The sequence below is a fragment of the Cupriavidus basilensis genome (assembly GCF_008801925.2).
GTDB classification, from domain to species: domain Bacteria; phylum Pseudomonadota; class Gammaproteobacteria; order Burkholderiales; family Burkholderiaceae; genus Cupriavidus; species Cupriavidus basilensis.
The window spans coordinates 124,005-137,452 of record NZ_CP062806.1 but is presented as its reverse complement, the minus strand read 5'-3'; the positions used below and the strand labels follow the sequence as shown (position 1 = coordinate 137,452).

The following is a 13,448-nucleotide window of genomic DNA, read 5'->3' as shown; positions in this document are numbered from 1 at the left end:
GATCGTTCTGACATCATCACCTCAGCCTTGCTTTACTACGCCGCGCGCATCCTTCAGCCGTGCTTCGGCCCCGGCGCGCAGCAAACCAATATCCGTCGCCACGGCGACGTAGTCGAAACCCTGCTCCACATAGCGTGCGGCAAGCACCGGATCGGTCATCAGGATGCCGATCGGCTTGCCGATTCGCTCCGCCCTCAGTCGCGCATCCTCGATCGCGGCCTGAACTTCCCTGTGGCGCACGTCGCCGATGTGGCCCAGCGTCGCAGCCAGATCGGACGGACCGATGAAAATCGCGTCAACACCGTCGACCTCGGCGATGCGCTCAAGGTTGGCCAGCACTGTAGGCGTTTCGATCTGCACCAGCAGGCAGATCTCGTCGTTCGCGCGCCAGACATAGTCTTCATCCCGCCCGTAGCGATTCGCGCGCGTGGCCATGGATACGCCGCCGCGCGGCGGGTAGTGCACCGCGGCCACCAGAACGCTGGCGTCGGCCGCGGTGTCCACCATCGGAATCAGCAGCGTCTGAGCGCCGATATCGAGCAGGCGCTTGATCTGCACCGCATCGTTCGTGCTGGGACATACGATAGCGGACACCGATGATTGCGCGGCCGTGCGCAACCGCTCCAGCACCATCGGTACTTCGTTGGGGGCATGCTCCGTGTCAAGCAGAATCCAGTCGTAGCTGCTCTGCGTGAGGACTTCCACCACATTGCTGGAGGCAAGCATGCTCCAGATGCCGATTTGCTGCTTGCGCGCCAGCAACTGCGCCTTGAACCGGTTGGCTTGCATGGAATGCCCCTTATCCGTAGTTAGAACGAATGGCGGATGCCGATGCCGCCGCCAATCGGCGATGCGCCCGGTGCGCGGTTCGCCACGGCGGTCGTCACCGGATTCACGTCATAGTCGTACGTACCGAACGAACTGTTGTGAATACGGCTGACGTAAGCCTGCAGCATCGTGCGCGGCGAGAGCCAGTAGTGGTACGCGAAGACCAACTGCTGTGCACCCGTGTGCGATGCCTGTGCGGCGGAACACTGGCCGCTGATAGCCGCGCCCGAGCAATGCAGGGGACGCGCGAACGCATAGTTCAGGATGAATTCCTGCACGCCCACCTTCTGCATGACCGAGACGCTGTACGAGTCGCGATAGGTTTCGCCGTTTCCGGCAGCCTTACCTGCGCCGAAGGTACCGGTAGAGCCCAGTCGATCCCAGCCAAGCGCGAAGCTCGTGGAGCCAGCCGAGATAAGGCTTGCCTCATATCGCACGGCGACGCGGTGCTCCCAGTCATTCGAATAGCCTGCGGCCGCCACACCCATGCCGGCACTTGCCGCGCCGGACAGGCCGGAGCCCGCGCCGAGCAGCGCCTGGCCGCGGCGTGACTCGTACGCGTAGGCCGCATAGAGCCGGTTCTGCGCGTATTGTGCGCCAAAGCCGTACGCGTACATGCCCTGCAGGTTCGGGCCCACCGGGGTCGTCTTGTTGTCCAGGCTCGAGTTGGTCGGTGCTTGGCTGCCCTCGCCCGGCGAAATCACGGCCTGCGCGCTGAAGCTGCCGTACACGGGCGTCGTGTACATGATCGAGTTGGCCAGGCGCGCGTTCAGGTTGGTCTGCGAGCCATTCAGCGTCGTCATGATGCCGATGTTGTTGGCGATCGACGTGCTGCCGGGAATGAAGTTGGTCTTTCCGCCCAGACCGCGCATCGGCGTCGTGATGTTGCCGAGCTGGATCGTGCCCGCCACGTCACTGCTCAGGCCAATGAACTGGTCGCGGGCGCTAGGGCCCGAGCCGGTGTCCACGTTGAACCCGTATTCGATCTGGAAGATGGCCGACAGACCTCGCCCCAGGTCCTCCTTGCCGCGCAGGCCCCACAGCGAGCTGTTGCTGTCCTCCCTGACGACGCCCGGAACATTGCCGCCCGCCTTGTTGGCGCTGTTGGCGCGCATGTAGTCGATAGTGCCGTCGATCACTCCGTACAACGTCACCGAGCTTTGCGCGTTGGCCTGCGCCGCCATGCACATCAGCGCAGCTGCACACAACACAGTCTTCTTCACGTTCAATTCCTCCTCCATCTCATGTAGCACTTCTAGTTATCGCGGCGTGTTCGGTCACGCCGTACCGCCGATGCCGGAGCCGCGTCGTCAGTTGACGCGCAGCCCCGTACGTCGATCGAACAGATGCACATTTGCCGACGGAATCTGCAGAAGAACCTGTGCACCCTGGCGCGCACCGTAGGCGGTGCGGTCGCGTCCGGTGGTGGCGAGCATGCCGACCGGCGTGTCGCACGACAGGAGCGTGTCGGCCCCGTAGAACTCCCCGGTCTTCACCCTGGCGCCCATGGAGACCACGTCGGTGCGCGAATGGTCGGGCGCGCCCACGCAGATGTGTTCCGGGCGCACGCCGCACTCCACTGACTGGCCGTCCTCGACCGTCTGATGGCCTGGCAGCGCGAATTCGATGCCGTCAGCGCAGCGGATCGTCGTCCGGCCAGCGCAAACTTTTGCCACGCCGGCGAAGAAGTTGATCGCCGGCGCGCCGATGAACTGGGCGACGAAGCGGTTCACCGGCCTGTCATAGAGCTCGACGGGCGTGCCCACCTGCTCCACCTTGCCGTCGCGCAGGACCACGATGCGGTCGGCCAGCGTCATGGCCTCGACCTGGTCGTGGGTCACGTAGACGCAGGTCGTGCGCAGGCGCTCGTACATCTCGCGGATCTCGCCGCGAACGTGGTGACGCAGCGCGGCGTCGAGGTTCGACAGCGGTTCGTCGAACAGGAACACCGATGGCTGCCTGACGATGGCGCGGCCCATTGCGACGCGCTGGCGCTGCCCCCCGGACAGCTGGCGCGGATAGCGGTCGAGCAGCGGCTCCAGTGCCAGCGAACGGGCGATCTCGTTGACGATGCGTACGATCTCGGCCTTCGGGCGCTTGGCCAGTTTTAGACTGAAGCCCATGTTCTCGCGCACAGTGAGCTGCGGGTACAGCGCGTAGCTCTGGAACACCATGGCGATGTCGCGATCCTTCGGCTGCAGTCGCGTCACATCGCGTCCGCCGATGTGGACGCTGCCGCCGGTGACGTCCTCGAGGCCGGCGATGATGCGTAGCAACGTGGACTTGCCCGAACCGCTCGGACCAACGAGCACGCAGAACTCGCCGTCCGGGATGTCCACCGATACGTTCCTGATGATGTGCTGGTCGCCGAATGCCTTGTCGACGCCGCGCAACGATACGGAAGCCATATGCCTCACTCCTGATATCCGATTCTTGTTTTCGTGGTCAGCCTTTCACCGCGCCGGCGGTCAACCCGCGCTGGAACTGCTTCTGAAGGCCGAGGTACAGCAGCACGCTGGGAATCATCGCCAGGAGCGTGACCGCAATGAACACATTGGGAGAGATGTGCTCGTCGGTGCGCAACGTCGCGAGAATCACCGGAAGCGTGTAGAGCGATTCGCGATTCACGACGATGAGCGGCAGCAGGTACTGGTCCCAGATCATCAGGAAGCCGAAGATGCCGGTAGTGCCGAGCGCCGGCTTCACGAGCGGCAGCACGACCCGCCAGAAGATCTGCCATTCGCTGGCGCCGTCGATGCGCGCCGCCTCTTCGAGCTCCATCGGAATCGCCTTCATGAACTCAGTGAGCACGAAGATCGAGAACGCCCAGCCTGCCACCGGCAGGATCATGCCGAGATAGGAGTTCAGCAGGCTGGCGTGAAGCACCGGCAGCTTGCCCAGCACCAGATACAGCGGGATCGCGATCACTTCCTCGGGCAGCATCATGGTCGACAGGAACAGCAGGCTCACCAGGCCCGCGCCGACAAACTTCTTGCGGGCCAGCGCATAGGCAGCCAGCGCGCTGACCGACATCTGCAGGACCAGCCCGCCGGCCACCACCACGCACGAGTTCAGGAGGTAGCGCCAGGCACCAGCGTTGTCCCAAGCGTAAACCAGATGCTTGAGCGACGGGTGCGACGGCCACGCCACCATGCGCCCCGGCTGCACGGTTTCCGCGCTGAACGCGGTGGCGAGCATCGCCCAGAACGGGCCGGCGAACACCAGCACGATCGCCGCGTAAAGAATCCATCGCCCCGCGACTGCCGTGATCCTGGCGATGTTGAACCGGGGCGCGCTCACGGCGCCCGTCACGCTCTTCTGGCGCAGGCTCTGGTTAAGCTCCATGGCGATTGCTCCGTTGACGCAGGGTCAGATAGGTCACGGTGGTCACCGCGGTGAAGAGGAACAGCAGGCAGGACACGGCCGATGCATAGCCATAGTCGAACTGCACGAAGCCGGCCTTGTAGACATAGGTCATCACCACTTCGGTGGAGCCGCCGGGGCCGCCGCCCGTGCTGGAGTACACCTCGGTGAACACGCGCACGCCGCGGATGAAGCCCAGCACGCCGACGATCACCACCGTGTGGCGCATGGCGGGCAGCGTCACGTACCAGAGCCGGTGGTGCCAGCGTGCACCGTCCACTGCCGCTGCGTCATACAGCTCGCGGTTCACGCCGGTCAGGCCCGCGACGAAAATCATCATGTCGTACGGCACGGTTTTCCAGATCTGCATGACGATCAGCGAGCCGAGCGCCTGGTTCGGGTCCGAGAAGAAGCCCGCGTGTCCCACACCAAGGAAGCCGAGGATCGTGTTACCGATGCCATCTGGCGCCGGGGACAGCATGATCTGCCAGATCTGCGCCACCACGGCCGCGCTGGTTACCGCGGGCAGAAACATCGCCGTGCGGATGATGCGCAGGTGACGGGCAGGGCCTTCAAGGGCCAGTGCCAGCGCGAAGGCGATGACGGCCGACACGATCACCGACACCGACACATACAAGGCGGTCTGGATCACAGCCGTGTGCAGGTCGCTATCGGCAAAGGCGCGCTGGAAATTCTCCAGTCCCACCCACTCCCAGTCCGAGCCGAAGTTGACCTGGTAGAAGCTCATTTCGAGCCCGCGCGCCATCGGCACGAACTTGAACAGGACGAAGAGCGCGAGCGCGGGCAGCAGGAAGAGCCACGGCACGCATGCCCGCCGCAGGCTGGAATTCTGACTTCTCATTGTGGTACCTCGGAATGCTTGGCCGCGCAAATCAGTTGGCCAGTACGCGCTGACGTGCCAGTTCCTGATTGACCCGCTTGTTCAGGTCCTTGAGGCCGCCATCCACGTCGCTGGAGCAATTGGCCAGGATGCGGTTCAGACCTTCGGCGGTAAGCTGGCGCATGCTCATCCAGTCGGGAATCGCGGGTACGTAGTGGGCGTCCTTCTGATAGACGTTTTCCACGGTCACCCAGCGCTGGTCCTTGTAGACCTGGCCAGAATTGACCGTCTTGTTGACCGGCAGGCGGACCACCGGGAAGCCGCCCGGATTCATGCCCATGCGCTGGCCTTCGCCTGATGTCAGGAACGCGATGAAGGAAAGCGCCGCCTGCTTGTTGGCGGCGCGCGTCACGTAGGCCAGTTCGCCCTCGCCGAGCGAGTCGGACTTGCCAGCGGGACCCGGAGGCGCGGCGACGACTTCGATCTTGTCGCGGCCCGGTTCCTGGTCGGCCACGGCGATGTGATACGGGCCCGTGAAGAAGATGCCAGTCTGGCCGGAGCGGAAGCTCGCGATGGCGTCAGCCGTGGTGGCGTTGATCGCGCCGGGCTGCATCACCTTGTCCGTGCACATCATCTGCCGGAAGTAGCCAACGGTCTTCACCGCGGCTGGTTCGTCGAGCGAGCCGCGGAACTTGCCGCCCGATACCGGACGAATGAAGTCGCCGCCGGCCTGCCAGAGGAAGCTGCTCATGAACCAGGTGGTGTAGCCGCGTGTGGCGGATCCCGGGAAGGCAAAACCGTAGACCTGCTTGCCGGGGCCGGCAGGCTGCTTCGTGGTGAAGGCCTTCGCGAGAGCGGCGATGTCTTCCCACGACTTCGGCACCGGCAGACCGAGCTTGTCGCGCCAGTCCTTGCGGATCAGGAACACGAACGACTGCACCGACACGGGCACGCCGTAGTACTTGCCGTTGTAGCCGCGTGCGCCGTCCCATGCGCGGTCCTGGATTTCGTTTGCACCGGGCAGGCTGGCGCGGTCGATCTCCTGCGCGACACCCGACTTCATCATCAGTCCGAGCGACGACGTGTCGTTGATGATCACGTCGGGCAAGTCGTTGCCCGCGATCGCACGCGACAGACGCTGCTCGTAGTCGGTCATGGCGTTGAAGTACTCGACCTTGATGCCGGTCTTCTTCGTGAATGCGGCCGCGATGTTGTCGTAGGTCGCACGAGCATCGACGTTCGAACGCGTCCAGACGCGCAGTGTTTCCGCGTGCGCGGCCGGCACGATGGCCGTCAGCGCGGCGCAGGCCGCGACGGCCGGCAGTACGCGCGTGCCGAACGTCTGTCGCTTCGTCATGTTGTGTTCCGTCCTTCCCATGTCTGTCTCCTTTATTTCTTATCGGCGCGGTGCCGGCATGCCGGCCTCGGCGCTTGCTGCAGGTTCTGTTGCTTCGTCTCTCAGGCTGCCGGCACGCGCAACTGGGCCAGCAAGCCGCCGTCTACGGGCAATACGTGGCCGGTGATGAACGACGCCGCGCTCGATGCCAGGAACAGCACCGGCAGGGCGGCCTCGTCCGGACGTCCGTGGCGTGGCAACGGCAGGCCATGCGCCGCCGCCGGATTCACATTCGGCGTATGCGAATGCGGAATCTGCGCCGGCGCGATGGCATTGACGCGAATCCCGTACTTGCCGAAATCGACCGCCAGGCAGCGTGTCAGTGCGTCGATGCCGCCCTTGCTGATGTCATAGATCGCGTTGTTGCGGTGGGCGCGCTGCGCGCCGGGCGACGAGACGTTCACCATCACGCCCTTGTGCTCACGCGCGACCCAGCCGCGAATCACACTCAGGCTCAGCGCATACATCGCGCGGAGGTTGACCGACAGGATCTGGTCGAAATCGGCCAGGCTCGTTTCGTCCGTGGGCTTCTTCGTCAGCGTCATCCCGGCGTTGTTGATCAGCACATCGACGCCGCCCAACCGTTCGGCGGTGGCGAGGATCTCGTCCAGATGCGCCTGGTCGGCAAGGTCCCCCTGAATGACTTCGCACCGGTCACCCAACGCGTCGCACAGGGAAGCCAGCGCCTCCCGGTTGCGGCCGGTGGCGATCACATGGGCGCCAGCGCGATGGAACTGCTTCGCGATCGCGGCGCCGATGGCACCGCTTGCGCCTGTCACTACGACCAACTTGTCTTGGAAATCGAACTCGGTCTGCATATGAAAAAGGGAGCTGGGATGCCGGTAAGAGAAAACGTTTTCCTAACTATATGCACCGCCTCCGACTAAGTCAATCGTTTTCCTAGAAATGCTCGCCAGTGAAAACCCTATGGCAATGGGAGCAAATATTGTACGTCAGGAGGCATGGTCATGGATTGTGATTCGCCAATCTCCAGGCGGCCGAATTTCCTCGACAATACATTGATTATTAAGCCGTTTTTTAACAAATTCAGAACTTAAAAAGTGCCGATATATGATCTTTCAAACAAGGGATTTGCGGTTTATGCAAGTTTGCCTTAGCATAGGAAAACGTTATCCTTATGGTTCCTCAATACCGCCGCTGGTTCTGCAGAGCAGATGAGCGGACGCGCACCGGAATCCCACCAAACCGGCTTTGCCTCGGCGCTCCTGGAGGGGGCGGCAGGCACGCCGGCATAACGACATAGCGATATCGCCTTGAAAGGAACCACGAATGAAGATTGCTGCCGTCCGCGTCACCCCCATCGCCATCAGCGATCCGCCGCTCCTGAATGCCAGCGGTGTGCACGAACCCTTTGCATTGCGCTCAATCATCGAGGTGGAAACAGACAATGGCCTGGTCGGCCTGGGTGAAACCTATGGCGACAAACCCGTGCTGGACGGGCTGCTGCGTGTCAAGGACCGGCTGGCCGGCCTGAGCCCGTTCGACCTGAACGGGCTCAGGCAGCGCGTGCTGTCGGTGGGCCCATCCCCCGTCGAGGGCGTGCAGCTCGACGTTGCGCCCGGCTCGCAGGCGAGCAAGTCCGAGCACAAAGTGTTCGGCGCGTTCGAAGTGGCGTTCCTGGACCTGCAAGCCCGCTCGCTCGACCTGCCGGTGCATGCGCTGCTCGGCGGTGCGGTACGGCGCAAGGTGCCCTTCTCCGCCTACCTGTTCTTCAAGTTCGCCAGCGACATCGATCCGTCGTACCGACCCGACACCTGGGGCCCGGCGCTGGACGCGGAGGGGATCGTGGCGCAGGCACGCACGATGATCGACCGCTATGGCTTTGGCAGCATCAAGCTGAAGGCCGGCGCGCTCGATCCCGATCTGGAGGCGGAATGCCTGAAGGCGCTGAAGCGCGCGTTCCCGAACCATCCGCTGCGGATCGATCCGAATGCGAACTGGTCGCTCGACACGGCCATCCGCGTGGCCAAGCGCCTGCAGGGCGATCTGGAGTACTACGAGGACCCGACGCCGGGCCTGGAAGGCATGTCCGAGCTGCACCGCGTGACCGGTCTGCCGCTGGCGACCAACATGGTCGTCACCGACATGAAGGAGTTCCGCCGCAACATCGCTCTCAACGGCGCGCAGATCGTGCTGTCCGATCACCACTACTGGGGCGGACTGCGCGCAACGCAGATGCTTGCGACCATGTGCGACACGTTCGGCCTGGGCCTGTCGATGCATTCGAACTCGCACGTGGGCATCAGCCTGATGGCGATGTCGCACCTGGCCGCAGCGGTGCCGAACCTGACCTACGCCTGCGACACGCACTACCCCTGGCAGGAAGATGAAGTGATTCGCGGCGGCAAGATTCCGATCGTCGATGGCTGCGTCACCGTGACTGATGCGCCGGGCCTCGGCGTCGAACTCGATCGCGACGCGCTGGCCGCACTGCATGAGCAGTACCTGCGCTCCGGCATCACCAATCGCGACGATGTCTCGCAGATGCGCAAGTTCCGGTCCGACTGGACGCGCGTCAAACCACGCTACTGATCATCCCCTGCATACAACTATGGCAAAGATTGGCTTTATCGAAGTGGGATCACTCGGCGATGGTGCGCGCACTCGAACTCATGGCCGGCTGCAATGTCGCCTGAACGCGCACTGCCGGCCCTGATGGCGCCCGTGACGCTTTCGGCCGGCGCTATCGCAGTCGACTTGTACCCGACGCTCGGTGGCCGGATCGGCCGCCTGCGTCGCGCATCGGCGGACGGCGCGTTCGACTATCTCGTGCCGCTCGACACGGATCGTTTCGATCCCGCGCAATGGCGGCGTGCGGGCTGCTTTCCGATGCTCCCATTCACCAACAAGTTCAGGGGTAATCGGCTCAAATGGGATGGTGGTGGTTTGGACATCGCCCCGCCGGGCTCCCCCGCCTGGCTGCATGGATGGGGACACCGCAAGGCATGGTCGATCGAGCAGTCTAGCGCCACGCATTGCCACATGTCCCTGGTAGTCGGACAGAGCGAGGCGTGGCCGTGGACGTGGCGGGCGGATCTGCGCTACAACGTCGATGCAGGCGGGCTCGACATGGTCCTGCAAGTGACCAACCTGTCGACGCGGCCTATGCCGGCGGGTCTGGGCTTCCATCCGTACTTTGCAATCGGCCAGGGCGCGGAGGCCACCGTGATGGCCGACAGCATCTGGCATGGGAACCCAGCGTCGGAAGGCCTGCCCGTGCTGCAACGGCGGCTGGATGGCCCGTTGCGCTTTGCGCTGCGCCGCCATGTGCCGCCGCGCGACACCTTCACGTGGTTCTGCGAGACGGATCAGGCGCAAGCACGGATCGACTATCCGGGCACCCGGCGCCACGTCGGGATATCGAGCCCGGAAGCCGGCCATGTCGTCGTGCATCACCGGGCCGGCGAGTCGTTCCTGTGTGTGGAGCCGTGCACTCACCTGGCGGGCCAGCTGGACCCTACGGCCAACGCCGTGCCGCCCGGACAACGCGTCAGGCTCTCGATGCGACTGGAGCTTGCCTGACGCCTCCGCTCGGAATCCGGGTAAGAAAACGATTTCCACCATATAATTTCGCAACTCTAGGCTCGTTCGGACCCCATTCATCGGTGGCCGCCAGTACCGGTAGCCGCACGCGCGAAGCGCACCACAAGTTCATAGATGAAGACAAACTCTCCTACCATTCGCGACGTTGCGGCAGCCGCGGGGGTCTCGGTCGCCACCGTTTCAAAATTCATGAATGGGACCCAGCGTTTCTCCGCGCCGGTCGAGGCCAAGCTGAAGGCGGCGATCGAACAGCTTGGATACCGCTCCAATCCGCTGGCCCGGTCGATGATCACCGGCAAGACCCGCGCCATCGGGCTTGCCGTGCTCGATATCCGCAATCCCCACTTCACGAACATCGTCAAGGGCGCGAACCGGATCGCGCTACAGCAGGACTACACGCTGCTGCTGGTCGATACGGAGGAGAACCAGGCGCGCGAAAGGCAGCTCATCGAGGCCCTTTCCCAACGGGTGGACGGCCTGATCGTTACCTCGCGGATGCAGGAAGAATCAGCGCAATGGATGCTGGAGCTGAACAAGCCCGTCGTGCTGTTCGGGCGCTCGCGGCACCTGCCTTTCCCGAGCGTCGGGTCAGACAGCTACCTCGCGGCCTACATGGCCGCCCGCCATCTGCTCAACGAAGGTCACCGGCGCATCGCCTATCTGGGTTTCGGCCAGTCACGCTGGAACGCGGAGCGGCTGCGCGGCGTCACGACCTGCCTGCAGGAAGCGGGCTTGCCCATCGAGGTCCATGACGCGCACGCGCCATCGGCGCAGGCTGGCGAGCGGGCCTGCTCGGCCATCATGCTCGGGCCGAACCGTCCGGATGCGGTGGTCTGCTACAACGACCTGATCGCGCTGGGCTTCATGAAAGAAGCACGCGCGCTGGGATGCCGGCTGCCCGAGGACGTCTCCGTCGTCGGCTTCGACAACGTGCCTTATGGCGAGTACGCGTCACCCGCGCTGACGACGATGGACCTGCAGAGCGAGCGGATGGGTGAGCTCGCGATGCAGAAGCTCCTGAACGTGCTCGACGGCAATGCCGACGACGGCTACGCGATGCTGGAGCCGCGCCTGATCGTGCGTGAATCGACCACACGCCGCGAAGGCAACGCCGCCGGGAGCGTGCCGGACGCGGCCGGCGCCGCCCGCTAACCGCTGACCTCAGTCGTACGGCGCATACAGCGGATCGTGCACGACCTGTGTGACCCGCGCGATGTTGTCACGGTCGAATGCAACGTTCATCAGCGACGGCCACCAGCCGGCTTCACGGAAGCGATACGTCCATACGTTGCGATCGCTCAGCGGGTAATAGGTCATCGCCTCCGGCTTGCCGAAGGTGCGCAGTACATAGTCCTGCGTCGATTGCCCAAGCTGGATGCGGGCGAAGTCCGTCGACGTCAGAATCTGCCGGAAAGAGCGCAAGTTTCCAGTCGCATCGAAATCCGCGGCGTATGTGTACTGGCCCAACGGCCCGGTCGGATATAGCCATCGGGTGCCGCCATCAGCCGTTGGATACTGCTCGGCAGGCTTGCCGAGCCTGGCCTGCACGGCGGATTCTGGCTGACCGATCGCGGCTTGCCCGGTCTGCATCGGCGCGAAGGTCGAGCAGCCGCCCAGCACGCCGAAGGCTGCGCAGAGCAGTGCGAGGCGAGGGAGTGAGAAGAGAGAGTTCATGGCGCGCCTCGTTATTATTGTAAGCAGTATAGGACGCTGATTCATGCTTCGAAACACGACATGCCAAGCGGGCGATCCCGTTCCGCGATCCCTCACGATGTCCACTGTTTTCCTGCTGTTTCCGTCTTTTCCTGCGTGTTTCCCTTTTTTCCCGATCCGTTTCCCGCTGGTTTTCCCTGTGTTTTCCTATTGCTTCGTAGGCCGTTGGTCGATAAGTTGGCGTTGGACGTGCCCGCAGGGCCGCCGTAGCCCGCTTGCCGAGTCGCAGCGGCTGGGTTCCGAGCGGCGACCTGCGCGGTGGAGCGGTTGGATAATACGGCGGATCCCGAGCCCTGGATCGTGCTTGACGAATTGCCTTGCAGCGCATTCCCAACCATCGCCAGGTTTGCCGAGTTCTTAGTACCCGCACCCGCCATTCCTTTGGCCACGGCGCCGAGCACGCCCAGCAGTCCATTGACTTTCCCACTGGAATTCTCGGCCGGCTCGTCGTCGGGGGCGCTGGCGTTGTGTAGGTCTGTTGCTGCGCCACGGGTGGCGGCGCTTGCACCTTAAAGGGGTGATGGTACTTTCGGCGCTGATTGACACGGTTTCAGCAAGAAAACCCTTCTGTATCAATGAGTTGCGCAAAGAGATTTTCGTGGAAAAGTCGGTGTGTGCAAATTCCTGATTTCGAAGCGGATTTTGGCCGCCAGCGTATCATTTTGCAGCGAAAGCACGATCACCCCGGCATAGCGTGCACCCAGTCCGCGGGCGCCTTCTATGTCTACGCGTCCGTCAAAGGGCTTCTTGGCAAGCAAACCGAGACCGGAAAGATTCTCGAGACCGACCTGGATGTCGTGATGTTCTTTCTGAACAAGGCCGGCGTGGCAGTGCTCGACGGCACGGCTTACGGACTGTCCCCGTACCTCCGCTTCTCGTTCGCCACCTCCCTCGAAGTCATCGAGGAGGGCTGGGCCCGCCTGAAGCAAGCCGTCGAATCGCCGCGTTAAGCGCAAAGCGTTCAAGCAGAGGTATCGGTGATGACTTTGGGGGCCGGTTCCGGTATCTAATTGGTGGGTACAACCAAACTTGGCCAGCCGCGAGGCAGCCCTGGAGGATCATTTTGGTCTGGCGCTTGCGAGTTTCTCCACCAAGGACAGAGACCATGCGATTCTCGGGTCCTTCATGCATGGTCATGAACATCTTTTCTTTCCTTCCTTTGGGTCGAGTTTACACACGACCTACTGGAAGGCGAATTTTCGGGGGAAGCTCAAAGTTCCCACCCGTGTTGATCCGGTGAAGAGAATGTGGTCGAAGGGAATTGCAGCAAATTCGGCAGCGAGCTCAGCACCTCCGGTCACGACGTCGACACGATCGTCCCTGAAGCATTGTGTGAGCATCCCGCAAATGACCTCCGCTGTGGCGGGTGCCAGTTCGCTTGGTTTAACGATGACCCGGTTGCCTGCAGCCAACGCGTTTACCAATGGCGATAGCGTCAGCAACGCCGGGTAGTTCCATGCGCCTATTACGCCGACCACGCCCAACGGCTGATACACCAACTTCGCCTTACTGGGGAAGAATGACCAGTTCACGCTTGCGCGCCAGGGCCTCATCCACCGGTGCAACCGGCGTCGTATATGGCGAATCTCGTCGACAAGGGATCTGTGCGGGGGGTGCTCAGCAATGGGTATTCCTACCGCGATCTTCTATGATGAGAACTGAGTCAAGACGCTGCGCGTGATCGTTCGCGTGCTGGCGGGATACCGGTGCCAGCTCAGTTCCGACGGCAACAAGATATTGCCC

13 protein-coding genes are annotated in these 13,448 nt (G+C 63.1%); 4 read left to right on the top strand and 9 right to left on the bottom strand.

Features of this window, described 5'->3' with window-relative positions; genetic code table 11:
• Positions 1-21: 21 nt before the first annotated feature.
• From F7R26_RS38235 to F7R26_RS38205, 7 genes are all read right to left on the bottom strand, one after another.
• The gene (locus F7R26_RS38235; protein ID WP_150984720.1) at positions 22-789 is read right to left on the bottom strand and encodes an HpcH/HpaI aldolase family protein; all 768 of its coding nucleotides are present in this window, start codon (positions 787-789) and stop codon (positions 22-24) included.
• A gap of 20 nt (positions 790-809) precedes the next feature.
• Entirely contained in the window at positions 810-2,018 is a 1,209-nt protein-coding gene (locus F7R26_RS38230; RefSeq protein WP_277820384.1) for a porin, read from the bottom strand.
• Positions 2,019-2,138: 120 nt separating this feature from the next.
• Positions 2,139-3,236, bottom strand: coding sequence for an ABC transporter ATP-binding protein (locus F7R26_RS38225; protein WP_150984718.1), 1,098 nt, complete (start codon positions 3,234-3,236; stop codon positions 2,139-2,141).
• Between the two features lie 37 nt (positions 3,237-3,273).
• The gene (locus F7R26_RS38220) at positions 3,274-4,173 is read right to left on the bottom strand and encodes a carbohydrate ABC transporter permease (protein ID WP_150984717.1); all 900 of its coding nucleotides are present in this window, start codon (positions 4,171-4,173) and stop codon (positions 3,274-3,276) included.
• A complete protein-coding gene (locus tag F7R26_RS38215; RefSeq protein ID WP_150984716.1) occupies positions 4,163-5,053 on the bottom strand; it encodes a carbohydrate ABC transporter permease in 891 nt (296 codons plus the stop codon). The genes F7R26_RS38220 and F7R26_RS38215 overlap by 11 nt, the downstream gene beginning before the upstream one ends.
• A gap of 31 nt (positions 5,054-5,084) precedes the next feature.
• Positions 5,085-6,389, bottom strand: a complete 1,305-nt coding sequence (locus tag F7R26_RS38210) for an ABC transporter substrate-binding protein (protein ID WP_150984715.1) — start codon at positions 6,387-6,389, stop codon at positions 5,085-5,087.
• A 101-nt stretch (positions 6,390-6,490) separates the two neighbouring features.
• Positions 6,491-7,246: an SDR family NAD(P)-dependent oxidoreductase gene (locus F7R26_RS38205; RefSeq protein WP_150984714.1), complete on the bottom strand. Its 756-nt coding sequence runs from the start codon at positions 7,244-7,246 to the stop codon at positions 6,491-6,493.
• A 472-nt stretch (positions 7,247-7,718) separates the two neighbouring features.
• Here F7R26_RS38205 and F7R26_RS38200 point away from each other — a divergent pair, with 472 nt between their 5' ends.
• From F7R26_RS38200 to F7R26_RS38190, 3 genes are all read left to right on the top strand, one after another.
• The gene (locus F7R26_RS38200; protein WP_150984713.1) at positions 7,719-8,981 is read left to right on the top strand and encodes a glucarate dehydratase family protein; all 1,263 of its coding nucleotides are present in this window, start codon (positions 7,719-7,721) and stop codon (positions 8,979-8,981) included.
• Between the two features lie 165 nt (positions 8,982-9,146).
• On the top strand, positions 9,147-9,971 hold the full coding sequence (locus tag F7R26_RS38195; protein ID WP_170301782.1) for an aldose epimerase family protein: 825 nt from the start codon (positions 9,147-9,149) through the stop codon (positions 9,969-9,971).
• A 135-nt stretch (positions 9,972-10,106) separates the two neighbouring features.
• Entirely contained in the window at positions 10,107-11,144 is a 1,038-nt protein-coding gene (locus F7R26_RS38190; RefSeq protein ID WP_150984711.1) for a LacI family DNA-binding transcriptional regulator, read from the top strand.
• 9 nt (positions 11,145-11,153) lie between these two features.
• Here the strand turns inward: F7R26_RS38190 and F7R26_RS38185 are convergent, their stop codons facing one another.
• Positions 11,154-11,582, bottom strand: a complete 429-nt coding sequence (locus F7R26_RS38185; protein WP_241754857.1) for a hypothetical protein — start codon at positions 11,580-11,582, stop codon at positions 11,154-11,156.
• 737 nt (positions 11,583-12,319) lie between these two features.
• On the opposite strand from F7R26_RS38185, the gene F7R26_RS38180 reads away from it, so the two are divergent.
• A complete protein-coding gene (locus tag F7R26_RS38180) occupies positions 12,320-12,655 on the top strand; it encodes an aminotransferase class I/II-fold pyridoxal phosphate-dependent enzyme (RefSeq protein ID WP_193692292.1) in 336 nt (111 codons plus the stop codon).
• Positions 12,656-12,886: 231 nt separating this feature from the next.
• Here F7R26_RS38180 and F7R26_RS38175 read toward each other — a convergent pair whose 3' ends face one another.
• Positions 12,887-13,237, bottom strand: a complete 351-nt coding sequence (locus F7R26_RS38175; protein ID WP_170301781.1) for an aldehyde dehydrogenase family protein — start codon at positions 13,235-13,237, stop codon at positions 12,887-12,889.
• Between the last annotated feature and the right edge of the window lie 211 nt (positions 13,238-13,448).